Source organism: Enterobacter cloacae complex sp. P18RS (assembly GCF_014982105.1).
In the GTDB taxonomy this organism is placed as follows: Bacteria; Pseudomonadota; Gammaproteobacteria; order Enterobacterales; family Enterobacteriaceae; genus Enterobacter; species Enterobacter hormaechei_C.
Genome location: NZ_JADCKV010000008.1, coordinates 114,104 through 136,596, shown reverse-complemented (window position 1 = coordinate 136,596; position 22,493 = coordinate 114,104). Strand labels below are relative to the sequence as shown.

The following is a 22,493-nucleotide window of genomic DNA, read 5'->3' as shown; positions in this document are numbered from 1 at the left end:
GGTCATTCTCAGGCGCGTTGTTGATGGATAAAAGCCGCGAGCGTGGCAACGGAATAGAAGTGCTGACGCATCTCGTCACTTTCGGCAGAAAGCACTACGCCGTACTGATTTTTTACCGCCAGCCCCAGCTCAAGGGCGTCGATTGAGTCCAGACCGAGGCCGTCGCCAAAGAGCGCGGCGTCTGTATCAATATCCTCTGGGGTAAGTTCTTCCAGATTCAGCGTAGAGATAATGAGATTCTTAATTTCAAGATAGAGCGCTTGCATCTTTCGTTCCTGACAAAGATTGAAGACCGGTTGTTAACTGATGCTGCATATGCCGGTTTAACTGCCTTGCTGCCAGCGCGGGTTCGTGCTGACTCGCATCATAAAAATCATGAATGTTGATGCGTTCGCGAACATCCACGGTGAAAACAGGTTTGTTGGGGGGCACGTTATACCAGCTGCTCTGTTTATCCAGCATCCGTTCACTACAGTGGATCACCACCACGCGCACGGCGCTGTTGCAGCGAACGGCGATATTCGCCGCCCCACGTTGCAGGGTCATGGCTTCCCCCACCTGGGTGCGGGTGCCTTCAGGGAAGATAAGCAGGGTGTCGCCCTGGGACAGACGCTGCTGGCTTGCGGCAAGCAGCGTGTCGGCTTCGCTGTTAATCAGATAGTCAGCCGCGCGGATCACGCCGCTGACGAACGGGTTGCGCAGCAACGCGCTTTTCACCAGACAGTCGGTTTCGTTCATCACCGACGCCAGTAGAACGTAGTCCAGCAGCGAGGGATGATTCGCAATCACCAGACAGCCCCGCTCGGCGCGCAGAACGTCCAGGTTGTTGAAACGGTAATCCAGTACCCCTGCACCGCGTACCACCGCGAGGAACAGGCGAAAACTGGCAGAAATAGTGCGGCGTGCCAGGCGGCGACGTTGAGTGCGGTCGCGCTGGAAAATCAGCAGCAGGTTAAACCACACCAGCGACAGCGTCAGCCCGCCGAGGCCGAACAGGACGAAGCACAATCCGGTCATCAGCATCCGCCATATCCGATCGAGGCGGGAACGTAACCCTCTCATTGGCGCGTCCATTGCCACAGCAGGCGCTCGCCCGGCAGGGTAAACTGGCGCTCGTCCCGCAGGTAATGGCGCAGGAACTGGAGGCTTTGCGGCAGCGCGGGCTCTTCAGGCGTGCGGTTGACGTGCGTTTCACAGCTGAGCGTATTTCCCGCCTCAATCACCAGCGCCAGCGCGTAGGGCCAGACGGGCATCTGCGGCGGCAGCCCGGCGTGATAAAAATCAGGCAGCAGACCGTCGAAATCCACCAGCAACACGCGGGAGTAGCCCGCATGCAGCAGGCTCAGCACGTCGCACAAGCTCTGCTGGAAGGTATCCATACCGGCGGAAACCGACGAAGAGACAACAGGCTGACGCGCGGCGATAGTGAGATTGCCGACAGCCGAGTTGTGTACCGACATGGCAAAATCGGTGGGGGAAACGGGCTGTTCTGCCGCCAGGGCCTGGAGAATACGGAAATTGCGCTCCAGCTCCCCATGACGGCTGCTGTAGACGACGGCATCGATGCGGTGTTTGCGCAGCATCATCAGGCCAAGATCGACGGCCAGCCTGCTGCCTGAATTCAGGCGGCGGGCGGTCATCATCGGCAGATCGGTCAGTTTCGCCAGCGGTGCAGCGGGATCGATGGCGTCAGACCGGCGTGACCATGCCTGCCATTCGTCGGCATCGCTGAGTCCTGGCGCTCTTGCCTGCCAGTCGATAAGGGTAAGTGTAAATTTCATCTACGCGCGTCCGCGATAAACCTGTTTCTGTGACTTTTTCTTCGCCAGCGCGATTTGCTGCGCACATCGTACAATGTTGTCGTCGCGCTGGCGAATAAACGTCACTTTTGACCCTTTCCACCCGGTTATCCCGGCAAACGGCTTTTTGGCCGACCCGGACCCAGAAGAATGGCGAGTTTACTGCCTCCTTTCGTGGTTTCCATCCAGATTTTACAGACGCTGGTAAGCGGCACGGAGAGCAGCATGCCCACCGGACCCAGCAGCCATCCCCAGATCAGTAACGATAAAAACACCACCATCGTCGACATGCCCAGACGATGGCCCATCATGCGCGGCTCGAGAATGTTACCCAGCACCATATGCACGACGAGGAACAGCGCCCCTACCAGCATGCACTCGTAAAAACCGTTAAACAGGAACGCCTGGATCATCGGCGGAACGGCGGAAAGCACCGCGCCGATATTGGGTACGTAGTTCAGTAAAAAGGCCAGCACGCCCCACATCAGCGCGAACTGCACGTCCAGCAGTACCAGCCCCAGCCAGACGATCACGCCGGTCCACAGGCTTAACAGCGTTTTCAGAGCCAGATATTTTGATACGCCCTTCAGCGCACGGTGCAAGCCGGCAATGTGGATCTGAGGATTGTTCAGGGCAAAACGCAGTTTATACGGCACGTGGCGCACTTCGAACAGCATAAACACCACCGTCATCACCAGCAGCAGAATGCTGGCCATTGCCCCGGAAAGCCCGGTCATCAACGTGGTGGCGTAGGTCATCACCTTCTCGGAATCCATCCGACGCAGCATCCGTTCCGGTGAGATATGCAGATTCACGAACGGCAACATGCGCTGAAGATCGACCAGCTTGCGCGTCAGCTCTTTATTGTACTGCGGCAGCATGGTGGAAAATTCGCTCAGCGAGGCGGCGAGCACGCCGAACAGCGCCGTCAGGACAACCAGCATCACCATCACCACAATGGTAATCGCGACCGGGCGGCTGATGCCCCGGCGTAAAAACCATGTCACCAGCGGGTTGAGCACAATGGCGAAAAACAGCGCCAGCAGAAGCTGAACAATGATATCCGCCGCCGCGTGGATACCCGCAAGGATAACCACCAGGCAGGCAAGTTTTAATAAAATATGAAGTCCGGCTTTGTCGGGCGGGCTGGCAGTCATAAGAATTCCTTTTTCCGGGGGGCGTGTTAATTGTAGTGCGCCGGATGGGCTTCGTCTGGCGTGTTAGTCTGAAAGTCGTGGCAAAAAAATGGCCCCCGGCGCAAGCGACGGAGGCCACGGCATCCCGGTGAACGATTACTGGATCACAAGGGTGTTAATGATGTTTTCAGCGGCGGTCTGCGCTTTCTGCTGATTGTCTGCCGGCAAGGTGATCTGCATGGTCAGCAGTTTATTGTCCACCTTGCCGAGCACCACGGAGGAGTACGCGGTCTGGCCTTTGGCAGAGATGATGCTGTCCAGCTGTTGCAGCGTGTGGCCTTTCAGTTCAACAGACTTGTTGGTGACCACCTGAAGCTGCGGGTCGCGGCTGCGCTGCTGATCTTCCAGGCGTTTGGCCAGCACGCCCAGATCTTCGCTGGTATCGTCACCGACGATCACAATCACCGCTTTTTGGCCGGTGGCATCGGAATAGACGTGCATATTGTTCGCCTGGGTGCCCAGCTTACCGCTCTGGTCGGTCATGTCCGCAGGCAGAGAGAAACTGAGTTTGCCATCCATCAGGCTCACCGGCTGACCGGTGGCGTTGCTTTCTGCTGACGCGCCCTGAGCAGGCGTTTTGGTGTCGCTGTTATCACAGGCTGCAAGGCCAACAACCAGCAGGCCAATCCCGACATATTTAACCAGATTGCGCATTGACTTCTTCCTTTCGATAAACGGCCATAACGGCTCATTCGTTCATCTTATCACAACTGATAAAGCGAACCCTTAACCTGCCTGCAATGCGGAGATTTCAGATTTATCTGCCAGCCTTTTCAGCAGCATATTCAACAGTACGCCGTACATCGGCAGGAAGAAAACCAGGCTGATAAGCACCTTAAAGGCGTAGTCCACCAGAGCGATTTCCATCCAGTGTTCTGCCATGAAGGCGTCCGGGCTGCGCCAGAAGGCGATGAAGAAGAAGGCCAGCGTATCGCTCACGTTACCGAACAGCGTGGAGGCCGTTGGTGCCATCCACCAGCGATGGTTTTGACGCAGGCGGTTAAACACGTGGACATCGAGGATCTGCCCCAGGGCATAAGCCATAAAGCTGGCGGTGGCAATACGCGCGACGAACAGGTTGAAGTGCGTCAGCGCTTCGAAGCCCTGCCAGCTGCCCATGTAAAACAGCGAGGAGATGGCGTAGGAGACAAACAGTGCCGGGATCATCACCGCAAAAATAATCCGCCGCGCCAGCGGTGCGCCAAAAATACGCACGGTTAAATCCGTCGCGAGGAAAATAAACGGGAAACTGAACGCGCCCCAGGTGGTATGGAAACCAAAAATGGAGATGGGGAGCTGTACCAGATAGTTACTGGAGATGATCACCAGCAGATGAAATAGCGAAAGCCAGAACAACGCCTTGACGCGCTGCGATTGTGTAAAGGAGTTCATATTGTACCTTTTTGATTAATATTTGGGGTGAGGGAACCCAATAAAGCCGCCGCATGATACTGCTTTGACGACACTTTGCAATGGCTAATTTTCACGCAATCGTTAACCTGGTTTGCATTGGCGATAGCGGGGCGTAAACTACAGCCGTTTTTACCTGAACGAGAAGAAAATGACCGACCTGTTTTCCAGCCCAGACCACACGCTTGATGCTCAGGGCCTCCGCTGCCCGGAGCCGGTAATGATGGTGCGCAAAACCGTGCGCAACATGCAGACCGGCGAAACGCTGCTGATCGTCGCTGACGACCCGGCTACCACCCGTGATATCCCCGGCTTTTGTACCTTTATGGAACATGAACTGGTGGCGCAGCAAACCGAGACCTTGCCGTACCGGTATTTGATTCGTAAGGGGTAAGTGCGGCCTGACGCCCGGCGGCGCTTCGCTTGCACGGGCCTACGGGTGTAGTAGGTCGGGTAAGGCGCAGCCGCCACCCGACAAGTACTCATCACAATTTCGAACCATCGTTTCAAAATTTCGCGCTTTTGTGAGGCGCTTCACCCTCCCTTTTCCAGCCGTAGTCTAATTTTTAAGCGTCAAAAACTAAAACATCGTTTTAACGCTTATCTCACTACCCTGGAGTTGACTCAATGAAAACGACCCTCAAGCCGTTACTGGCCGCGCTGTGCCTGTCTGCTTTTGCCTGCTCCGTTTCTGCCCAGACCATCAAAGCCGCCGATGTGCATCCCGAAGGCTACCCGAACGTGGTGGCGGTTCAGCACATGGGTGAAAAACTCAAACAACAAACCGATGGCAAGCTGGAGATTAAGGTCTTCCCCGGCGGCGTGCTGGGGGATGAAAAGCAGATGATTGAGCAGGCGCAGATGGGGGCGATCGACATGATCCGCGTCTCTATGGCGCCGGTGGCTGCCATTCTGCCGGATATCGAAGTGTTTACGCTGCCCTACGTATTCCGCGATGAAGACCACATGCACAAGGTGATCGACGGGGATATCGGCAAGCAGATCGGCGACAAACTCACCGCCAACCCGAAATCGCGTCTGGTCTTCCTTGGCTGGATGGATTCCGGCACCCGTAACCTGATCACCAAAGAGCCGATCGTCAAACCGGACGATCTGAAAGGGAAGAAAATCCGCGTGCAGGGCAGCCCGGTGGCGCTGGCCACGCTGAAAGCGATGGGGGCGAACTCGGTGGCGATGGGCGTCAGCGAGGTTTACAGCGGCATGCAGACCGGGGTGATCGACGGCGCGGAGAACAACCCGCCAACCTTTATCGCCCACAACTATATGCCGGTCGCCAAAAACTACACGCTGAGCGGCCACTTCATCACCCCGGAAATGCTGCTCTATTCCAAAGTGAAATGGGACAAGCTCAGCGCTGACGAACAGCAAAAGATCCTGGCGCTGGCCCGCGAAGCGCAGTTCGAGCAGCGCAAGCTGTGGAATGCGTATAACGACCAGGCGCTGGCGAAAATGAAGGCCGGCGGGGTGCAGTTCCACGACATCGATAAAACGGTGTTTATCAAGGCGACAGAGCCGGTGCGCGCGCAGTATGGCGATAAGCATCAGGATCTGATGAAAGCCATCGCTGACGTCCAGTAAACCGGAGTACGTATGTCCGAACTCTACCTGAAGTGGATGGACCGTCTGTATCTGTTCGCCATGGCGGTGGCGGGTATTTCGCTGTTGGTGATGACGATTGTCATCCCCATCGGCATTTTTTCACGCTACGTGCTTAATCGCGGCGAATCCTGGCCGGAGCCGATCGCCATTATCTGCATGGTGACGTTTACCTTTATCGGCGCGGCGGTGAGCTACCGCGCCGGGTCGCATATTGCGGTCAACATGCTCACCGACCGCCTGCCCGCGTCGCTGCAAAGAGTGTGCGCGCGGATGGTGGATCTGCTGATGCTGATGATTTCAGGCCTGATGTGCTGGTACAGCTACTGGCTGTGCGTCGAGCTGTGGGAGCAGCCGGTGGCGGAGTTTCCGCTTCTGACCTCCGGCGAAAGCTATCTGCCGCTACCTGTCGGATCGGCCATTTTGATCCTGTTTGTGCTTGAACGCCTGCTGTTTGGCTCGCAGGAAAACCGTCCGGTCGTGCTGATCGGCAATCACAGTTAAGGGGTGAACAATGGATGCGTTTGTTTTGTTATTCACCCTCGCCATTTTGCTGGCGCTGGGGATGCCGGTGGCCTTCGCCGTCGGCTTAAGCGCCGTGGCGGGCGCGCTGTGGATTGACCTGCCGCTGGAGGCGCTGATGATCCAGATCACCAGCGGGGTGAATAAATTTACCCTGCTGGCGATCCCGTTCTTCATTCTTGCCGGGGCGATCATGGCGGAAGGTGGCATTGCCCGACGGCTGGTCAACTTCGCGTACGTTTTTGTCGGCTTTATTCGCGGCGGGCTGTCGCTGGTGAACATCGTGGCATCAACGTTCTTCGGCGCGATTTCCGGCTCGTCGGTGGCGGATACGGCGTCTATCGGCAGCGTGATGATCCCGGAGATGGAGAAGAAGGGCTATCCGCGCGAATACGCGGCGGCGGTGACGGCCAGCGGGTCGGTGCAGGCGATCCTGATCCCGCCCAGCCACAACTCGGTGATTTACTCCCTGGCGGCAGGGGGAACGGTTTCCATCGCCACGCTGTTTATCGCGGGCGTGCTGCCGGGCCTGCTGCTGGGCGTGAGCCTGATGGTGCTCTGCCTGTGCTTCGCCCGCAAGCGCGGCTATCCGAAGGGGGACAAAATCCCGTTCAGGCAGGCGCTGAAAATCATGCTCGATGCTCTGTGGGGGCTGATGACGGTGGTGATTATCCTCGGCGGGATCTTGTCCGGGATATTCACGGCGACCGAATCTGCCGCCGTGGCCTGCCTGTGGGCGTTCTTCGTCACCATGTTCATTTACCGCGATTACAAGTGGAATGAACTGCCGAAGCTAATGTGTCGCACGGTGAAAACCGTCACCATCGTGATGATTTTGATTGGCTTTGCCGCGGCGTTTGGCGCGGTAATGACCTACATGCAGCTGCCGATGCGCATCACCGAATTCTTCACGTCGCTGTCCGATAACAAATACGTGATCCTGATGTACCTCAACATCATGCTGCTGCTGATTGGCACGCTGATGGACATGGCGCCGATCATCCTGATCCTGACCCCGGTGCTGCTGCCGGTGACCAACTCGCTGGGGATCGATCCGGTGCATTTCGGGATGATCATGATGGTGAACCTGGGGATTGGGCTGATCACGCCGCCGGTCGGGTCGGTGCTGTTCGTGGCGAGCGCGGTGAGTAAGCAGAAGATCGAGCACGTGGTGCGGGCGATGCTGCCGTTTTACGGTATGTTGCTGGTGGTGCTGGGGATGGTGACGTACATCCCGGCGATATCATTGTGGTTGCCGGGGGTGCTAGGGATGCAGTGACGCCGTTTTATGCCGGGTGGCGGCTACGCCTTACCCGGCCTACGGTTACGGTTCGGAGATGTTGTAGGCCCGGTAAGGCGTAGCCGCCACCGGGCATTTTTACCGACGGCGCAACAGCCGCAACGCGTTCGCCGTCACCAGCACCGTCGCCCCCGTATCCGCCAGTACCGCCAGCCACAGTCCGGTCATGCCGAGCAGCGTGGTGACCAGGAAAATCCCCTTCAGACCCAGCGCAATGCCGATGTTCTGCCGAATATTGGCCCGCGTCGCCCGCGCAAGATCTATCATCTGCGCCAGCCCGGTCAGGCGGTTGTGCGTCAGCGCCGCGTCGGCGGTCTCCAGCGCCACGTCGGTGCCGCTGCCCATCGCAATGCCGATGGTGGAAGCCTTCATTGCCGGGGCATCGTTTATCCCGTCCCCGACCATCGCCAGCGGGGCATGACCGTTCAGCTCGGTTACCGCGCTGACTTTATCCACAGGCAACAATCCGGCCTTAAACTCCAGCCCCAGCTCGCCGGCAATCGCCGCCGCCGCGCGCGGGTTATCACCGGTCAGGATCACGCCCTGTACCCCCAGCTTGTGCAGCGCGTCGACGGCGTCTTTCGCATCGTCACGCAGGGTGTCGCGCAGCGCCAGCATGCCCATCGGTACACCGCCCTGCATCACGGCAACGACCGTCTGCCCGGCCTGCTCTAATGCCTCAACCTGTGGATTCGGGAACGCGCCTGCCGCGGCGATCAGCACTTTTTTGCCTTCGACCACAGCCTCAATCCCTGACCCGACCAGCGCTCGCTGGGCGGTTGCCGGAGGGATGGTCAGCCCGCGCCCCTTCGCTTCACGCACAATCGCCTGCGCCAGAGGGTGGGTGGAGCCCTGCTCCACGGCAGCGGCCAGCGTCAGCAGGGCGTCTTCACTGATGTCCTGCGGATACACGCCGGTCACCTGCGGCTTGCCGACGGTCAGCGTGCCGGTTTTATCGAAGGCGATGTGCTGAACCTGGCTCAGCTGTTCCAGCGCCGCGCCGCCCTTAATCAGCGCCCCGCGACGTGCCGCCGCCGCCAGCCCTGAGGTAATCGCCGCCGGGGTGGAGATCACCAGCGCACACGGACAGCCGATCAGCAGCAGCGTCAGCCCTTTGTAAATCCAGCCCTCCCACGGCGCGCCGAAGAACAGCGGCGGGACGACGGTGACCAGCAGCGCCACCAGCATGATGGCGGGGGTGTAAATCCGGCTGAAGCGATCGATAAAGCGTTCTACCGGCGCGCGGCGCTCCTCGGCTTCTTCTATCAGCCTGAGGATGCGGTCGATGGCGCTGTCGCCCGGTTCGGAAAGGACCGTCAACTGCACCAGTCGGTCGACGCTGGTGGCGCCCGCAGGCACCTTTTCACCTGCCGCGCGCGCTACCGGGATGGATTCCCCGGTCAGGGCGCTTTCGTCAAAGCTCGCGGTGGCGGTAATGAGGGTCCCATCGGCTGGCAGACGTCCGCCTGCGGGCACTTCAATCACGTCGCCCGGGCGCAGGGTGTTGATGGCGACCGTTTCACGAGTACCGTTTATCACGCGAGTGGCGGTTTCCGGCTTCAGCGCCATCAGCGCGCTCACCCCTTTACGCGCCCGGCTCGCCGCCCAGCCCTCAAGGCGTTCGCCAATTAAGAACAGCAGCAGCACCATCGCCGCTTCCGCCGTCGCGCCAATAAATAGCGCCCCGATAGCCGCCACGCTCATCAGCGTTTCGATGGCAAACCAGCTGCCGCTTCTCATCAGACGCAGCGCCTGACGCGCAATCGGGAACAGGCCAACCAGCGTGGTGGCGATAAACGCCAGGTTGCCGAACGGGTGGTTGATTTGCTCCAGCCCCCAGCTCAGGGCCATCATGATGATGAGGGTAATGAGCGGCAGATTTTCTTTTAGCGGGGACGTTTTTTCTGCGGGCGCCGTTTCGCTGCGCAGGGTATAACCCGCTTTGCTGACGGCGGCTTCAACCTGTCTGCTGACGTCGTTTTCGGCGCTGACCAGCAGCTTTTCGGTAGCGAACAGCACCTGAACGTGGTTCACACCCGGCACCTGCTTCACCGCATTTTCCACTTTGCGGGCGCAGGCCGCGCAGTCCATGCCGTTGACCACCCAGCTGTAGTGATTGCCGTTTTCAGGCAGCGCTTCGGTCCGGGTTTCGCACGCCCCCTCGCAGCAGCAGTCCTCTTTTGGCGGAACCGGGCTGAGCTTAAGTGCCGAGAATTGGGGAACTTTTTTAGGTATTTCTGGAGTCGACATGGCAGTCTCCGGTAATGATAATTTTCTCATTAACCGCAGCATACACTCTGGAGTCGACTCCAGAGTCAAGCGTTATTTAGATATACAGCGAACGCACAATCAGGAAGTGTCCGGCAAAGTAACAGGCGGCGGAAATCGCATTATCCGCACGGAAGCGGCGGCGATAGTGGCTGCCCAGCCAGACGATATTACCCAACAGCAACAGTGCGGCACCAAAGAACGCAGACATTGCCGGAGCGGTCGGACGGAAGAACCACAGCTCGCCCGCCAGCCACACCATCACCAGCGTCATGGCGATAAACGTACAGACCGGGAGACGCATCTCTTCCAGACGCGACCAGATCACCGCGATCAGCAGGGCGCCAATCACCAGCAGCACCAGCGGCAGCGGCCAGAAGAAGGAGAGCGTCATCTGGCTGGCAAAGTAGATGGTATAGAGCAGATGCGACAGGAAGAACGCCCCCACGGCGTACAGCAGGCGCTGGCGCGGCAGCAGGGTTAAGGCATCGCCAATCAGGGAAGCACACAGCCCCGCGAGGACAAGATAGCTAACGGCGTTAAACATCGGGGCCTGCCAGGCAAGCAACAGCAGGAGTAATAGCGTGACGGGTTTAAACAACCAGCGCTGCCAGGCTGGGCCACGGTAAGACGCATCGACGTAAAGCCATGCGGAAAAACAGACAGCGATAAATGACCAAAGCATATTAACTCCCTGTAACTGTTAAGGCTGAATGATCAGTTCCTGATCCAGTGTAGTGACGCGAGCGGGCGTTTGGCAATGCCGGGGCAGGCGAGGTATCCTGAATTCCGCATAATCTGATGGGATTTTTCAATGAGCAAGATGCCGCTGTTTTTCATTATCGTGGTGGCGATTATCGTCATTGCCGCCTCGTTTCGCTTCGTGCAGCAGCGCCGTGAGAAGGCCGACAATGACGCCGCGCCGCTGATGCAAAAGCGCGTGGTGGTGACGAACAAGCGTGAGAAGCCGCTTAACGACCGCCGCTCCCGCCAGCAGCAGGTGACGCCAGCGGGCACAACGATGCGCTATGAAGCGAGCTTTAAGCCGGAAACCGGCGGGCTGGAGATGACCTTCCGCCTGGAGGCGCAGCAGTACCACCAGCTGACGGTGGGGGAGAAAGGCACGCTGAGCTACAAAGGGTCGCGGTTTGAAGGGTTCATGGCGGAGCAGTAATCTGTTGATCGGCGCTGAGTCTTCTTACCAGTGCCGATCGTAAATTCAATAGATATATATAGCGTGGAGTAAATATAATTGTGGTTTATGTTTTATAAAAAATATTCTGTTTTATATTCCCATTAGTGACTTAAAATATCGTTTGCATCACTATCTTACCCAGCATTTCTTAATATGATCTTATCATTGTTATTGTATGAATATATAAATTTATAATTCAAATGGATAAGGTATTTAGATGGCGAATACAATGTGGTTGACGTTGAAGGGACAATCGCAGGGAATGATTTCTGCTGGATGTGCTTCGATAGATTCAATAGGGAATAAATCACAGCCTGCCCATCGAGATCAGATTATGGTCATGGCAATTAATCATGGAATGAGTCGGGCGCAAAACGTAAATCATCAGTGTTTGACGTTTATTAAACCTGTGGATAAATCCTCGCCGTTGTTGGGGAAAGCCATTACTGACAATGAAACGCTAAGCTGTGAATTTAGCTTTTATCGCACCAGTCAGACTGGTTTAAACGAATGCTATTACTCACTAAAACTGATTAATGCCAGAATATCCAGCTTCCATCTACAGGTGCCGCATACCATTGATGACAGTGCGGGTCAGCCAGAAGAAATGATCGAATTGTCATACGAATCTATTGCCTGGGAGCATCGTATTGCTGGAACCAGCGCCTACAGTATCTGGCATGAGCGAATTTTTTAAGGACCCATGATGGAAGGTTATAATGACTGGATAGGGGATCATCGTGAAGATATTCTCAGAGGAAATAACTGGCAGCGTAATTTGCGTTTCGAAAATGAAATCAAGCAGCTGAAAAATAGCCTGGGCAACAATGCCAACCACATTATGCTGCTCACGCCTGACGAGGCGCAGGGTGTGATTGACGATTTGTTAGGTAGTCAGCCTGTTGGCTTTTCTACTACCTATGCCGGTAACATCAAAGAGACGGTTTCTGCGACTAAGAATCTGTCGAAGCTATTTTCTTATCAGCAGGCCGGAAAGATTGTTTTTACTTTAAAAGGTCTTGGGATCAAAGCAACGCAGTATGCTTATCAGGGAAAAATGTATGTGAAGATTACGGGCTACCCTTCTCTGCGACGCATTCTTAACGGAACCCGTTACCGGATTAATCATCCCAAAGTGCTTGAGGTTGGTATTGGTAGCGTCGGGTTTCAAAACGGCATTATGTCAGGAGCCCGATTCTGCATCTGGTTTTCCGCATGCTGGCGGTTGGTTGAGTTGATCTTCAAATCTGACCATGGCGTCGCCGCATTCCTGGGGAATGTGACGATGGATGTGGCGAAAGTGATTGTGAGTGTATTTGTTTCGAGATTGGCTGGAGGAGGAACCTCGTTGGCTATATCAACATTTGTAGCCAGTGCAGCTGTTCCGGTTTGGGGGCAAATAGTTTGTGTGGTTGTATTAGGTATAGTTATTGCCAATGCGCTCAATGGGCTGGACAAACAGTATGATTTATCAAACAAACTTATAGATTGTATAGAAAAGGGTATGAAAGAGCAGCAAAAAATCACAGAGTGGAACGCCCGAAACTCAGTAAATGGTAGTTCATTTTACTGGGAGAATTACTGATATGAGCGTTAACATTAATCTTAATAAAATTAAAAGAAGGTGCTTTTTATTTTTCTGTATCTTCTTTTTTGGTATTTTTTCTTGGGGTTTTTATTGGGCTAGCGTACCAGATATAACCGATATCATTGAATCCAGAAGCATTATTTATTTTTTTTTGGGGTTCTTTTATTATGTTGTTTGTTTTCCCGGTTGCTTGTTGTTTCGTTTTGGTTATTGTCTATATGACTTTTACGAAAAACATGGAGCCACCCAGCTTCTTCGCCAAAGGCATTATCGTCGGTTTTCACGTTATCGGTGCAGGATTTGTTATTGGCAACATTCTCTCGTTTATCGTCATATTTTATCCCCTGGGAACCAACTATGTCTTATGTGAACGTCCAGGGCCCTTTTCGGGAACGTATTACACCAGAACGGAAGAGATTTGCACGCAGGTAAAATACTTGCTTAAAACAAGAGCCAGAGATATCCAAAAATTGAATGACCAACTGGACGGCGTATCGACGCAGTGAGGGGGAATGTGACGATGGATGTGGCGAAAGTGATTGTGGGTATTTTTGTTTCGAGATTGGTTTGGAGTATTTCCTCGTTGGCTATATCACCATTTATAGCGAGTGCAGCTGTTCCGGTTTGGGGACAAATAGTCTGTGTGGTTGCATTAGGTGTAATTATTGCTTATGCGCTGCAAGGGCAGCAAAAAATCGCAGCATGGAACGCTCGAAACTCGGTATATGGAAATTCATTTTCCCATGGGAATTAATGATATGGACGTTAAAATTAGTTTTGATAACATAAAAAAAAGATGTTTTTTATTTCTGGTTATTACTTTCTATTGTGGGTTTATATGGTTGGCTTACTATACGAGTATGCCTGATGTCATTGATTTGGTTGAATCAAGAAGCATTGTTTATTATTTTTGGGGCTCCTTTATTGGCATGCTATTCATTCCTGCTCTTTGTTATTTTGCATTTGTGTTTGTATTTGTGTTTTTTACGAAAAACCTTCAGGCTCCCAAGCTCCTGGCGAAAGGAATAACCCTTGCTTATCACTATTTCGGTGTAGTATTCATTATTGGCATGCTACTCTCGTTTATCGTCATATTTTATCCCCTGGGAACCAACTATGTCTTATGTGAACGTCCAGGGCCCTTTTCGGGAACGTATTACACCAGAACGGAAGAGATTTGCACGCAGGTGAAATACCTGCTTAAAACAAGAGCCAGAGATATCAAAAAACTGAATGACCAGCTGGACGGTGTATCGTCACAGTGATGGTGTTTCGTAGGCCCGGCTCGCTGCGCGCCACCGGGCAATAGCGCACCTTACTTCTTCACCTGCGCCTTAAACTTCTTCATCCACACCAGCAGCTCAAACACGCCGAAAATAAACACCCGCAGCTGCTGCCAGCCGGTCATCGGTGGGCCATCTTTCGGCAGACCGTTTTTCAGCATCACCATCTGCAAGGCATGCATGAACGCGGTAAAAATCAGCGCCACGTTAATAAAGATATTCAGCGGACGCGGGAACGGGTGCACCAGATTCAAAATCAAAAATGCCCAGACGCCCAGCATCAGCACGCGCCCTACGTTAATCAGTACTGGCATCGGATCCTCCTTGTGCCTGACGGTGATACAGACGATAAGCCACCTGGCCGGCGACCTTCTCGCGGTGCAGATCCCAGTGAACGGGAACGGGCGGCAGGCCATTTTCCACTTCGCTTTCAACGTAAATCAGCGCGTCGTCTGCCAGCCAGCCATTTTTTTCCAGCAACGATAATGTCTCTTCCAGCAGCCCTTTACGGAACGGCGGGTCAACAAACACCACGTTGAAGGGCGTCCCCTGTTGGGCGAGGAAGCTCAGCGTGTTGGTATTCACCACTTTCGCGTTGGTTGCCTTCAGCGTAGCCAGATTTTGCTGCAACGTCTGCGCGACGCCGCGCTCCATCTCCAGCAGCGTGGCGCTGGCGGCATAACGCGACAGCGCTTCCAGCCCCAATGCACCGCTTCCGGCGAAGCAGTCCAGGCAGTTGGCGTCTACCATAGACGGGGCGAGCCAGTTAAACAGCGTCTCGCGAACGCGGTCCGTGGTGGGGCGTAAACCGGGGCTGTCCGGCACCGGTAATTTCCGGCCTCGCCACTGACCGCCGATAATGCGAATTTGACCGGCCGGGGCGCGGGTGGGTTTCTTCATCTCAGGAAAGCTCTGTTAACCATTGCCCTGCGATTGCGGGCGGTGATGTCAATTAAGTAAAGTGTTAGACTATTTCATCATTTTTTTAGCTTCCCTGTATATAGCGCCGCGAGGAGTGTAGTCGCAGATGGCAAAACAAAAAAAACGTGGCTTCTTTTCCTGGTTGGGTTTCGGTGAAAAAGAGCAAGAAACAGAACAGAAAACCGAAGAACAGCAGGTTGTAGAAGAGCCGTCACAGCCTGAAACGCCTGTCGAAACCGCTGCGGTTGTCGAAGCGGAAGAGCCAGCCCACAGCAAAGAAGAGATTGAATCCTTTGCCGAAGAGGTGGTTGAGGTTACTGAACAGGTTCAGGAGAGCGAAAAACCAGAGCCGGTTATCGTTGAAACCCTTAACGAAGCGCCGCAGGCCACTATCGAACACGAAGAGCTGCCGCTGCCGGAAGAGGTGAAAGCTGAAGAGGTTTCTGCCGAAGAGTGGCAGGCCGAAGCGGAAACCGTTGAAATTGTTGAGGCGGTGGAAGAAGAAGCGGCCCTTGAGCCAGAGCTGACCGACGAAGAGCTGGAAGCCCAGGCGCTGGCGGCGGAAGCGGCTGAAGAAGCGGTCATCGTCGTGCCGGTGGAAGCGCAGGCCGAAGAAGAGATCGTTCAGGAGCAGGAAAAACCGACCAAAGAAGGTTTCTTCGCGCGCCTGAAGCGCAGCCTGCTCAAAACCAAAGAAAACTTAGGTTCCGGATTTATCAGTCTGTTCCGCGGCAAAAAGATCGACGACGATCTGTTTGAGGAGCTGGAAGAGCAACTGCTGATTGCGGACGTGGGCGTGGAAACCACCCGGAAGATCATCGCCAACCTGACCGAAGGGGCGAGCCGCAAACAGCTGCGTGACGCCGAGGCGCTGTACGGCCTGCTGAAAGACGAGATGGGTGAAATTCTCGCAAAAGTTGACGAACCGCTTAATATTGAAGGCAAAATGCCGTTTGTTATCCTGATGGTTGGCGTCAACGGCGTGGGCAAAACCACCACCATCGGCAAGCTGGCGCGCCAGTTTGAGCAGCAGGGCAAATCGGTGATGCTGGCGGCGGGCGATACCTTCCGTGCGGCAGCGGTGGAACAGCTTCAGGTGTGGGGCCAGCGCAACAATATTCCGGTTATTGCTCAGCACACCGGCGCGGATTCCGCGTCCGTGATTTTCGATGCCATCCAGGCGGCGAAGTCGCGTAACGTGGACGTGCTGATTGCGGATACCGCAGGGCGTTTGCAGAACAAATCGCACCTGATGGAAGAGCTGAAGAAAATCGTTCGCGTCATGAAGAAGCTGGACGAAGATGCACCGCATGAAATTATGCTGACTATCGACGCCAGCACCGGACAGAACGCCATCAGCCAGGCGAAACTGTTCCATGAAGCGGTAGGACTGACCGGGATCGCGCTGACCAAGCTGGACGGGACCGCGAAAGGCGGGGTGATCTTCTCCGTGGCCGACCAGTTCGGCATTCCTATCCGTTACATCGGTGTGGGCGAGCGTATTGAGGATTTACGTCCGTTTAAAGCGGACGACTTTATTGAGGCACTATTTGCCCGAGAGGACTAACAATGATTCGCTTTGAACACGTCAGCAAGGCCTATCTCGGCGGGAGACAAGCGCTACAGGGGGTGACATTCCACCTCCAGCCAGGCGAGATGGCATTCCTGACCGGCCATTCCGGCGCGGGGAAAAGTACCCTGCTCAAGCTGATCTGTGGGATCGAGCGGCCAAGCGCCGGGAAAATCTGGTTCAGCGGCCATGAAATTAGCCGTCTTAAGAACCGTGAAGTGCCGTTCCTGCGTCGTCAGATTGGCATGATTTTCCAGGATCACCACCTGCTGATGGATCGCACGGTTTTCGATAACGTCGCGATCCCGCTGATTATTGCCGGCGCCAGTTACGATGATATCCGCCGTCGCGTCTCTGCGGCGCTGGATAAGGTCGGGCTGCTGGACAAAGCGAAGAACTTCCCGATCCAGCTCTCCGGCGGTGAGCAGCAGCGCGTGGGTATCGCCCGCGCGGTAGTGAACAAGCCTGCCGTTTTGCTGGCGGATGAACCGACCGGTAACCTGGACGATGCCCTCTCTGAAGGGATCCTGCGTCTGTTTGAGGAATTTAACCGCGTGGGGGTCACGGTACTGATGGCGACGCACGACATGGGGCTGATCTCCCGCCGTTCGTACCGCATGCTGACCCTGAGCGACGGGCATTTGCACGGAGGCCACGGTGAATAAGCGTGATGCAATGAACCAGATTCGGCAGTTCAGCAACCGGTTTGACCGTTTCCGCAAGCCTCAGGGCGGCGGGGACGGCAATCGCAATGCGCCTAAGCGTGCCAAAGCGGCACCGAAACCGAACTCCCGCAAAACCAACGTCTTTAACGAGCAGGTGCGGTACGCCTTCCAGGGCGCGTTGCAGGATCTGAAAAGCAAACCGCTGGCGACGTTCCTGACGGTGATGGTGATTGCCATCTCCCTGACGCTGCCCAGCGTCTGCTACATGGTTTACAAAAACGTAAACCAGGCGGCGTCCCAGTACTATCCGTCGCCGCAGATCACCGTTTATCTGGATAAAGCCCTCGACGATAACGCGGCGGCTCAGGTGGTGGGGCAGATTCAGGCCGAGCAGGGCGTGGAGAAGGTGAACTATCTTTCCCGCGATGAAGCGCTGGGTGAGTTCCGCAACTGGTCCGGATTCGGCGGCGCGCTGGATATGCTTGAAGAGAACCCGCTGCCCGCGGTGGCGGTGGTGATCCCGAAACTCGATTTCCAGGGCACGGATTCGCTCAACACCCTGCGCGACCGCATTACCCGCATTAACGGGATTGATGAAGTGCGCATGGACGACAGCTGGTTTGCCCGTCTTGCCGCCCTGACCGGGCTGGTAGGACGCGTGTCGGCGATGATCGGCGTGCTGATGGTGGCGGCGGTGTTCCTCGTCATCGGTAATAGCGTGCGCCTGAGCATCTTCGCCCGTCGCGATACCATCAACGTGCAGAAACTGATTGGCGCAACGGATGGTTTCATCCTCCGCCCGTTCCTTTACGGCGGCGCGTTATTAGGTTTTTCTGGTGCATTTCTTTCATTGATATTGTCAGAAATTTTGGTGATGCGGCTGTCGTCTGCCGTGACTGAAGTGGCGCAGGTTTTCGGAACTAAGTTTGATATCAGTGGCTTAGGGTTCGATGAGTGCCTGCTGTTGCTGCTGGTGTGCTCCATGATCGGCTGGGTGGCGGCATGGCTGGCAACGGTTCAACATTTACGCCACTTTACTCCCGACTAATAAAAGCGTGATATAATCTTTCCCTGCACCGAGATGTTCGCTTGCAGGGAAAGCGTCCCTGTTGTCACTTCCCCTGTAATCATCTTCATGTCACATTTTGTGCGTAATTTATTCACTGTTGCACCTGGAACTTGTGGATAAAATCACTGTCTGATAAAAGAGTGAATGCTAATCTCGTTGCTCAAACGCTTTGGCATGGTTGTTGCCTGACGGGGACAACCTGGACCAGAAGAAACATTGAGAGGAATGAATGACCAAAGAAATGCAAACTTTAGCTTTAGCCCCTGTTGGTAACCTGGAATCTTACATCCGGGCTGCGAACACCTGGCCGATGTTAACGGCTGAGGAAGAAAAGGAGCTTGCTGAAAAGCTGCATTACCAGGGCGATCTGGAAGCAGCTAAAACGCTGATCCTGTCTCACCTGCGCTTTGTTGTTCACGTTGCTCGTAATTATGCGGGCTACGGCCTGCCGCAGGCGGACCTGATTCAGGAAGGTAACATTGGCCTGATGAAGGCGGTACGTCGCTTTAACCCGGAAGTGGGTGTGCGACTCGTCTCCTTCGCCGTGCACTGGATCAAAGCGGAAATTCACGAATACGTCCTGCGTAACTGGCGTATTGTGAAAGTCGCCACGACGAAAGCGCAGCGCAAACTGTTCTTCAACCTGCGTAAAACCAAGCAGCGTCTGGGCTGGTTCAATCAGGATGAAGTGGAAATGGTGGCGCGCGAGCTGGGCGTTTCCAGCAAAGACGTCCGCGAGATGGAATCCCGTATGGCCGCGCAGGACATGACGTTTGATATGTCTGCCGACGACGACGCGTCCGACAGCCAGCCGATGGCCCCGGTTCTGTATCTACAGGATAAAACCTCTAACTTTGCTGACGGCATTGAAGAGGATAACTGGGAAGACCAGGCGGCGAACAAGCTGACCTTCGCGATGGAAGGCCTCGACGAGCGTAGCCAGGATATTATTCGTGCCCGCTGGCTGGACGAAGATAACAAGTCCACGTTGCAGGAACTGGCCGACCGCTACGGCGTCTCCGCTGAACGTGTGCGTCAGCTTGAGAAAAACGCCATGAAAAAACTTCGCGCCGCTATCGAAGCGTAATTTCCGCGAAGTACACCGAGAACCCTCGAATGCAAATTCGGGGGTTTTGTTTTTTTAGCGCCCGCTCTGGCGAATTTCTTCCCCCTGGCAAACACTTACTGATGCGCTAAGCAGGCGACTTTCAGAGGGTGACAGGGTGAAAAATAACGAACTGAACGACCGGCGTTTACAGGCGACGCCGCGCGGTATCGGCGTCATGTGTAACTTCTATGCCGATAAAGCCGAAAACGCCACGGTGTGGGACGTGGAAGGTAACGAGTATATTGATTTTGCCGCCGGGATCGCCGTGCTGAATACCGGGCATCGCCATCCTAAAGTTATCGCCGCCATCGAAAAACAGCTTCACGCCTTTACCCATACCGCTTATCAAATCGTCCCCTATGAAGGTTATGTGGCGCTTGCCGAGCGCATCAACCAGCGCGTACCCATAGAGGGGCCAGCCAAAACCGCCTTCTTCTCAACGGGGGCGGAAGCGGTCGAAAACGCGGTGAAAATCGCCCGCGCGTACACCAGACGTCCCGGCATTATCACCTTCGGCGGCGCGTTCCACGGCCGTACCTTTATGACCATGGCGATGACCGGCAAAGTGGCGCCCTATAAGCTCGGCTTCGGCCCGTTCCCCGGCTCGGTGTACCACGCACAATTCCCCAACAGCCTGCACGGGGTTAGTACCGCCGAAGCGCTAAAAAGCCTGGAGCGCATCTTCAAAGCCGATATCGCGCCCGATCAGGTGGCGGCAATCATTATTGAACCGGTTCAGGGCGAGGGCGGGTTCAACGTCGCGCCCGCTGATTTTATGCAGGCGTTGCGTGCCCTGTGCGATACCCACGGGATTTTACTGATTGCCGACGAAGTGCAAACCGGCTTCGCCCGTACCGGCAAGCTGTTCTCCATGGAAAACCACTGCGTGAAGCCCGATCTGATCACCATGGCGAAAAGCCTGGCGGGCGGGATGCCGCTCTCTGCCGTCTCTGGCCGGGCGGAGGTGATGGATGCGCCCGCCCCGGGCGGGCTGGGCGGAACCTACGCGGGTAACCCGCTGGCGATTGCGGCGGCCCATGCGGTGCTGGATGTGATTGACGAGGACGATCTCTGCACCCGCGCGGCGCATCTCGGGCATCATCTGGTCGAGGTGCTGAATAAAGCGAAGGATGGCTGTCCGTATATCGCCGATATCCGTGGGCAGGGCTCGATGGTGGCGGTAGAATTTACCGATCCGCAAACCGGACAGCCGTCGCCCGAATTTACCCGTCAGGTTCAGGAGCGCGCGTTGAACGAAGGGCTGCTGCTTTTGAGCTGCGGCGTTTACGGCAACGTTATTCGCTTCCTCTACCCGCTCACCATCCCCGAAGTGCAGTTCCGTAAAGCGCTGGATATTATTTCCGCCTCGCTGACACGATAAAGCCAAAAGCCCGGCTGAAATGACAGTTGGGCTTATCATATTTTCATTTCAAATTAGCTATTCCAAAATCATAAAAATGGGGTATGTTTTAGCAGAGTATGCTGAAAAAGCGCGAACAGCACGCCTATAACTGAAATAAAGCGCTACACAACAACATCACAACAATCGTTATAACCATAATAATGGGGAATCTCAGGATGAACATGAAGGGTAAAGCGTTACTGGCAGGATGTATCGCGTTGGCATTCAGCACTATGGCCCAGGCCGATATTAAAGTGGCTGTGGTGGGCGCGATGTCCGGTCCGGTAGCACAGTACGGCGACCAGGAATTTACCGGCGCGGAACAGGCGGTTGCAGACATTAATGCTAAGGGCGGCATCAAGGGCGAAAAGCTGCAAATCGTAAAATATGACGATGCCTGTGACCCGAAACAGGCGGTCGCGGTGGCGAACAAAGTGGTAAACGACGGGATCAAATACGTTATCGGTCACCTGTGCTCCTCTTCCACCCAGCCCGCGTCTGACATCTACGAAGACGAAGGCATTCTGATGATCACGCCGGCCGCGACGGCGCCAGAGCTGACCGCGCGCGGCTATAAGCTGATCCTGCGTACCACCGGTCTGGACTCCGATCAGGGGCCAACCGCCGCGAAATACATCGTGGAAAAAGTGAAGCCGCAGCGCATCGCGATTGTTCATGACAAACAGCAGTACGGCGAAGGCCTGGCCCGTGCGGTGCAGGATAACCTGAAAAAAGCGAACGCCAACGTGGTGTTCTTTGACGGTATCACCGCCGGTGAGAAAGACTTCTCGACCCTGGTCGCGCGTCTGAAGAAAGAAAATATCGATTTCGTTTACTACGGCGGCTACCACCCGGAAATGGGGCAGATCCTGCGCCAGGCGCGTGCGGCGGGTCTGAAGACGCAGTTCATGGGGCCAGAAGGTGTCGCGAACGTTTCCCTGTCTAATATCGCGGGTGAATCCGCTGAAGGGCTGCTGGTGACCAAACCGAAGAACTACGACCAGGTGCCTGCGAACAAACCTGTTGTCGATGCCATCAAGGCGAAGAAACAGGATCCAAGTGGTGCGTTCGTCTGGACCACCTACGCAGCGTTGCAGTCTCTGCAAGCGGGCCTGAACCAGTCAGCCGATCCGGCGGAGATTGCCACCTGGCTGAAAGCGAACTCGGTGGAAACCGTGATGGGGCCGCTGTCCTGGGATGAGAAGGGCGATTTGAAGGGCTTCGAGTTCGGCGTGTTTGACTGGCATGCCAACGGCACGGCGACTGACGCAAAATAAACGCAAAAAGGCAACGCAAGTTGCCTTTTTTAATGTTTTCTCCCTCTCCCCGTGGGCTGAGGGATCCCAAGTAATTTGAAAGCAAAAGCGATAACGTTGCCTCAGAATAACTGAGGGCTTTCAGCGATGCCTCGGTCCGGCTGTAAATCGCTGAGGCGTTTCCTGTAGGCCGGGGCGAGGCGCAGGGATGCGCCGAGAGGGCGGGCTTTACAGGGATGTTACCTCCGCCCGTCCCCGATAAGCCGGAAGGAATATGCCGAAGGCACCGCGAAGCGGCGATTTACCGCCGGAAGCCCGGGTCGC

General features: G+C 55.3%; 26 protein-coding genes. 16 read left to right on the top strand and 10 right to left on the bottom strand.

Annotated features, from left to right (window positions below; all coding sequences use genetic code 11):
- Nucleotides 1–8: 8 nt before the first annotated feature.
- The 6 genes from INF61_RS06225 to INF61_RS06200 form a co-directional block, all read right to left on the bottom strand.
- Complete coding sequence (locus INF61_RS06225) at nucleotides 9–266, bottom strand: phosphopantetheine-binding protein (RefSeq protein ID WP_003861263.1); 258 nt, start codon at nucleotides 264–266, stop codon at nucleotides 9–11.
- Nucleotides 247–1,062, bottom strand: a complete 816-nt coding sequence (locus tag INF61_RS06220) for a 1-acyl-sn-glycerol-3-phosphate acyltransferase (RefSeq protein ID WP_094089568.1) — start codon at nucleotides 1,060–1,062, stop codon at nucleotides 247–249. The genes INF61_RS06225 and INF61_RS06220 overlap by 20 nt, the downstream gene beginning before the upstream one ends.
- Nucleotides 1,059–1,781 (bottom strand): beta-ketoacyl synthase chain length factor, encoded by a 723-nt coding sequence (locus INF61_RS06215; protein ID WP_017384119.1) that lies wholly within the window; start codon nucleotides 1,779–1,781, stop codon nucleotides 1,059–1,061. The genes INF61_RS06220 and INF61_RS06215 overlap by 4 nt, the downstream gene beginning before the upstream one ends.
- Nucleotides 1,782–1,906: 125 nt before the next feature.
- The gene (locus INF61_RS06210; protein WP_003861270.1) at nucleotides 1,907–2,956 is read right to left on the bottom strand and encodes an AI-2E family transporter; all 1,050 of its coding nucleotides are present in this window, start codon (nucleotides 2,954–2,956) and stop codon (nucleotides 1,907–1,909) included.
- Nucleotides 2,957–3,091: 135 nt separating this feature from the next.
- A complete protein-coding gene (locus INF61_RS06205) occupies nucleotides 3,092–3,649 on the bottom strand; it encodes a DcrB family lipoprotein (protein WP_003861272.1) in 558 nt (185 codons plus the stop codon).
- A 72-nt stretch (nucleotides 3,650–3,721) separates the two neighbouring features.
- The gene (locus tag INF61_RS06200; protein WP_003861274.1) at nucleotides 3,722–4,387 is read right to left on the bottom strand and encodes a 7-cyano-7-deazaguanine/7-aminomethyl-7-deazaguanine transporter; all 666 of its coding nucleotides are present in this window, start codon (nucleotides 4,385–4,387) and stop codon (nucleotides 3,722–3,724) included.
- 169 nt (nucleotides 4,388–4,556) lie between these two features.
- On the opposite strand from INF61_RS06200, the gene tusA reads away from it, so the two are divergent.
- From tusA to INF61_RS06180, 4 genes are all read left to right on the top strand, one after another.
- Nucleotides 4,557–4,799, top strand: a complete 243-nt coding sequence (gene tusA / locus INF61_RS06195) for a sulfurtransferase TusA (protein ID WP_017693840.1) — start codon at nucleotides 4,557–4,559, stop codon at nucleotides 4,797–4,799.
- A gap of 233 nt (nucleotides 4,800–5,032) precedes the next feature.
- Nucleotides 5,033–6,004: a TRAP transporter substrate-binding protein gene (locus tag INF61_RS06190; protein WP_047056087.1), complete on the top strand. Its 972-nt coding sequence runs from the start codon at nucleotides 5,033–5,035 to the stop codon at nucleotides 6,002–6,004.
- 12 nt (nucleotides 6,005–6,016) lie between these two features.
- A complete protein-coding gene (locus INF61_RS06185) occupies nucleotides 6,017–6,526 on the top strand; it encodes a TRAP transporter small permease (protein WP_023295550.1) in 510 nt (169 codons plus the stop codon).
- A gap of 10 nt (nucleotides 6,527–6,536) precedes the next feature.
- Complete coding sequence (locus tag INF61_RS06180) at nucleotides 6,537–7,823, top strand: TRAP transporter large permease (RefSeq protein ID WP_015571481.1); 1,287 nt, start codon at nucleotides 6,537–6,539, stop codon at nucleotides 7,821–7,823.
- 99 nt (nucleotides 7,824–7,922) lie between these two features.
- On the opposite strand, the gene zntA is transcribed toward INF61_RS06180, so the two are convergent.
- On the bottom strand, nucleotides 7,923–10,094 hold the full coding sequence (gene zntA, locus INF61_RS06175; RefSeq protein WP_126495818.1) for a Zn(II)/Cd(II)/Pb(II) translocating P-type ATPase ZntA: 2,172 nt from the start codon (nucleotides 10,092–10,094) through the stop codon (nucleotides 7,923–7,925).
- Between the two features lie 76 nt (nucleotides 10,095–10,170).
- Complete coding sequence (locus INF61_RS06170; RefSeq protein WP_003861515.1) at nucleotides 10,171–10,797, bottom strand: lysoplasmalogenase; 627 nt, start codon at nucleotides 10,795–10,797, stop codon at nucleotides 10,171–10,173.
- Between the two features lie 129 nt (nucleotides 10,798–10,926).
- Between INF61_RS06170 and INF61_RS06165 the strand changes: the two genes are divergently transcribed.
- The 6 genes from INF61_RS06165 to INF61_RS06140 all read left to right on the top strand — a co-directional run bounded on the left by INF61_RS06165 (nucleotide 10,927) and on the right by INF61_RS06140 (nucleotide 14,160).
- Entirely contained in the window at nucleotides 10,927–11,286 is a 360-nt protein-coding gene (locus INF61_RS06165; RefSeq protein WP_045142179.1) for a DUF2500 domain-containing protein, read from the top strand.
- A 238-nt stretch (nucleotides 11,287–11,524) separates the two neighbouring features.
- Nucleotides 11,525–12,004: an Hcp family type VI secretion system effector gene (locus tag INF61_RS06160; RefSeq protein WP_126766101.1), complete on the top strand. Its 480-nt coding sequence runs from the start codon at nucleotides 11,525–11,527 to the stop codon at nucleotides 12,002–12,004.
- A 6-nt stretch (nucleotides 12,005–12,010) separates the two neighbouring features.
- Nucleotides 12,011–12,892: a hypothetical protein gene (locus tag INF61_RS06155; RefSeq protein WP_227413457.1), complete on the top strand. Its 882-nt coding sequence runs from the start codon at nucleotides 12,011–12,013 to the stop codon at nucleotides 12,890–12,892.
- 170 nt (nucleotides 12,893–13,062) lie between these two features.
- Complete coding sequence (locus INF61_RS06150; RefSeq protein ID WP_227413456.1) at nucleotides 13,063–13,401, top strand: DUF1240 domain-containing protein; 339 nt, start codon at nucleotides 13,063–13,065, stop codon at nucleotides 13,399–13,401.
- A gap of 14 nt (nucleotides 13,402–13,415) precedes the next feature.
- Entirely contained in the window at nucleotides 13,416–13,649 is a 234-nt protein-coding gene (locus tag INF61_RS06145) for a hypothetical protein (protein WP_126766096.1), read from the top strand.
- Nucleotides 13,639–14,160: a DUF1240 domain-containing protein gene (locus tag INF61_RS06140; RefSeq protein ID WP_227413455.1), complete on the top strand. Its 522-nt coding sequence runs from the start codon at nucleotides 13,639–13,641 to the stop codon at nucleotides 14,158–14,160. Before INF61_RS06145 ends, INF61_RS06140 begins: the two co-directional genes overlap by 11 nt.
- 50 nt (nucleotides 14,161–14,210) lie before the next feature.
- On the opposite strand, the gene INF61_RS06135 is transcribed toward INF61_RS06140, so the two are convergent.
- Both INF61_RS06135 and rsmD read right to left on the bottom strand, forming a co-directional pair.
- Nucleotides 14,211–14,492 carry a DUF1145 family protein gene (locus tag INF61_RS06135; RefSeq protein ID WP_015571478.1) on the bottom strand — a complete coding sequence of 94 codons (282 nt, stop codon included), beginning with the start codon at nucleotides 14,490–14,492 and terminating at the stop codon, nucleotides 14,211–14,213.
- On the bottom strand, nucleotides 14,476–15,078 hold the full coding sequence (gene rsmD, locus INF61_RS06130) for a 16S rRNA (guanine(966)-N(2))-methyltransferase (protein WP_015571477.1): 603 nt from the start codon (nucleotides 15,076–15,078) through the stop codon (nucleotides 14,476–14,478). The genes INF61_RS06135 and rsmD overlap by 17 nt, the downstream gene beginning before the upstream one ends.
- 127 nt (nucleotides 15,079–15,205) lie before the next feature.
- Between rsmD and ftsY the strand changes: the two genes are divergently transcribed.
- The 6 genes from ftsY to livJ all read left to right on the top strand — a co-directional run bounded on the left by ftsY (nucleotide 15,206) and on the right by livJ (nucleotide 22,190).
- Nucleotides 15,206–16,666, top strand: coding sequence for a signal recognition particle-docking protein FtsY (gene ftsY / locus INF61_RS06125; protein ID WP_015571476.1), 1,461 nt, complete (start codon nucleotides 15,206–15,208; stop codon nucleotides 16,664–16,666).
- 2 nt (nucleotides 16,667–16,668) lie between these two features.
- Nucleotides 16,669–17,334: a cell division ATP-binding protein FtsE gene (ftsE, locus tag INF61_RS06120; protein WP_006812284.1), complete on the top strand. Its 666-nt coding sequence runs from the start codon at nucleotides 16,669–16,671 to the stop codon at nucleotides 17,332–17,334.
- The gene (gene ftsX, locus INF61_RS06115; protein ID WP_017384126.1) at nucleotides 17,327–18,382 is read left to right on the top strand and encodes a permease-like cell division protein FtsX; all 1,056 of its coding nucleotides are present in this window, start codon (nucleotides 17,327–17,329) and stop codon (nucleotides 18,380–18,382) included. Before ftsE ends, ftsX begins: the two co-directional genes overlap by 8 nt.
- A gap of 250 nt (nucleotides 18,383–18,632) precedes the next feature.
- Nucleotides 18,633–19,490 carry an RNA polymerase sigma factor RpoH gene (gene rpoH, locus INF61_RS06110; protein WP_000159624.1) on the top strand — a complete coding sequence of 286 codons (858 nt, stop codon included), beginning with the start codon at nucleotides 18,633–18,635 and terminating at the stop codon, nucleotides 19,488–19,490.
- Between the two features lie 136 nt (nucleotides 19,491–19,626).
- On the top strand, nucleotides 19,627–20,892 hold the full coding sequence (locus INF61_RS06105; protein ID WP_017693844.1) for a 4-aminobutyrate--2-oxoglutarate transaminase: 1,266 nt from the start codon (nucleotides 19,627–19,629) through the stop codon (nucleotides 20,890–20,892).
- A gap of 197 nt (nucleotides 20,893–21,089) precedes the next feature.
- Nucleotides 21,090–22,190, top strand: a complete 1,101-nt coding sequence (gene livJ / locus INF61_RS06100) for a branched chain amino acid ABC transporter substrate-binding protein LivJ (RefSeq protein ID WP_015571474.1) — start codon at nucleotides 21,090–21,092, stop codon at nucleotides 22,188–22,190.
- Nucleotides 22,191–22,493: the final 303 nt, after the last annotated feature.

Bases quoted from the DNA above. Each gene is read 5' to 3' on its own strand.
- rsmD (WP_015571477.1), bottom strand. From the start codon at position 15,078: ATGAAGAAACCCACCCGCGCCCCGGCCGGTCAAATTCGCATTATCGGC.
- INF61_RS06185 (WP_023295550.1), top strand. From the start codon at position 6,017: ATGTCCGAACTCTACCTGAAGTGGATGGACCGTCTGTATCTGTTCGCC.
- INF61_RS06155 (WP_227413457.1), top strand. From the start codon at position 12,011: ATGATGGAAGGTTATAATGACTGGATAGGGGATCATCGTGAAGATATT.
- rpoH (WP_000159624.1), top strand. From the start codon at position 18,633: ATGACCAAAGAAATGCAAACTTTAGCTTTAGCCCCTGTTGGTAACCTG.
- INF61_RS06205 (WP_003861272.1), bottom strand. From the start codon at position 3,649: ATGCGCAATCTGGTTAAATATGTCGGGATTGGCCTGCTGGTTGTTGGC.
- INF61_RS06160 (WP_126766101.1), top strand. From the start codon at position 11,525: ATGGCGAATACAATGTGGTTGACGTTGAAGGGACAATCGCAGGGAATG.
- INF61_RS06190 (WP_047056087.1), top strand. From the start codon at position 5,033: ATGAAAACGACCCTCAAGCCGTTACTGGCCGCGCTGTGCCTGTCTGCT.
- INF61_RS06180 (WP_015571481.1), top strand. From the start codon at position 6,537: ATGGATGCGTTTGTTTTGTTATTCACCCTCGCCATTTTGCTGGCGCTG.
- INF61_RS06215 (WP_017384119.1), bottom strand. From the start codon at position 1,781: ATGAAATTTACACTTACCCTTATCGACTGGCAGGCAAGAGCGCCAGGA.
- INF61_RS06140 (WP_227413455.1), top strand. From the start codon at position 13,639: ATGGGAATTAATGATATGGACGTTAAAATTAGTTTTGATAACATAAAA.
- INF61_RS06170 (WP_003861515.1), bottom strand. From the start codon at position 10,797: ATGCTTTGGTCATTTATCGCTGTCTGTTTTTCCGCATGGCTTTACGTC.
- tusA (WP_017693840.1), top strand. From the start codon at position 4,557: ATGACCGACCTGTTTTCCAGCCCAGACCACACGCTTGATGCTCAGGGC.
- ftsY (WP_015571476.1), top strand. From the start codon at position 15,206: ATGGCAAAACAAAAAAAACGTGGCTTCTTTTCCTGGTTGGGTTTCGGT.
- INF61_RS06135 (WP_015571478.1), bottom strand. From the start codon at position 14,492: ATGCCAGTACTGATTAACGTAGGGCGCGTGCTGATGCTGGGCGTCTGG.
- zntA (WP_126495818.1), bottom strand. From the start codon at position 10,094: ATGTCGACTCCAGAAATACCTAAAAAAGTTCCCCAATTCTCGGCACTT.
- INF61_RS06225 (WP_003861263.1), bottom strand. From the start codon at position 266: ATGCAAGCGCTCTATCTTGAAATTAAGAATCTCATTATCTCTACGCTG.
- INF61_RS06220 (WP_094089568.1), bottom strand. From the start codon at position 1,062: ATGAGAGGGTTACGTTCCCGCCTCGATCGGATATGGCGGATGCTGATG.
- livJ (WP_015571474.1), top strand. From the start codon at position 21,090: ATGAACATGAAGGGTAAAGCGTTACTGGCAGGATGTATCGCGTTGGCA.
- INF61_RS06150 (WP_227413456.1), top strand. From the start codon at position 13,063: ATGTTGTTTGTTTTCCCGGTTGCTTGTTGTTTCGTTTTGGTTATTGTC.
- INF61_RS06200 (WP_003861274.1), bottom strand. From the start codon at position 4,387: ATGAACTCCTTTACACAATCGCAGCGCGTCAAGGCGTTGTTCTGGCTT.
- INF61_RS06145 (WP_126766096.1), top strand. From the start codon at position 13,416: ATGGATGTGGCGAAAGTGATTGTGGGTATTTTTGTTTCGAGATTGGTT.
- ftsE (WP_006812284.1), top strand. From the start codon at position 16,669: ATGATTCGCTTTGAACACGTCAGCAAGGCCTATCTCGGCGGGAGACAA.
- INF61_RS06165 (WP_045142179.1), top strand. From the start codon at position 10,927: ATGAGCAAGATGCCGCTGTTTTTCATTATCGTGGTGGCGATTATCGTC.
- INF61_RS06210 (WP_003861270.1), bottom strand. From the start codon at position 2,956: ATGACTGCCAGCCCGCCCGACAAAGCCGGACTTCATATTTTATTAAAA.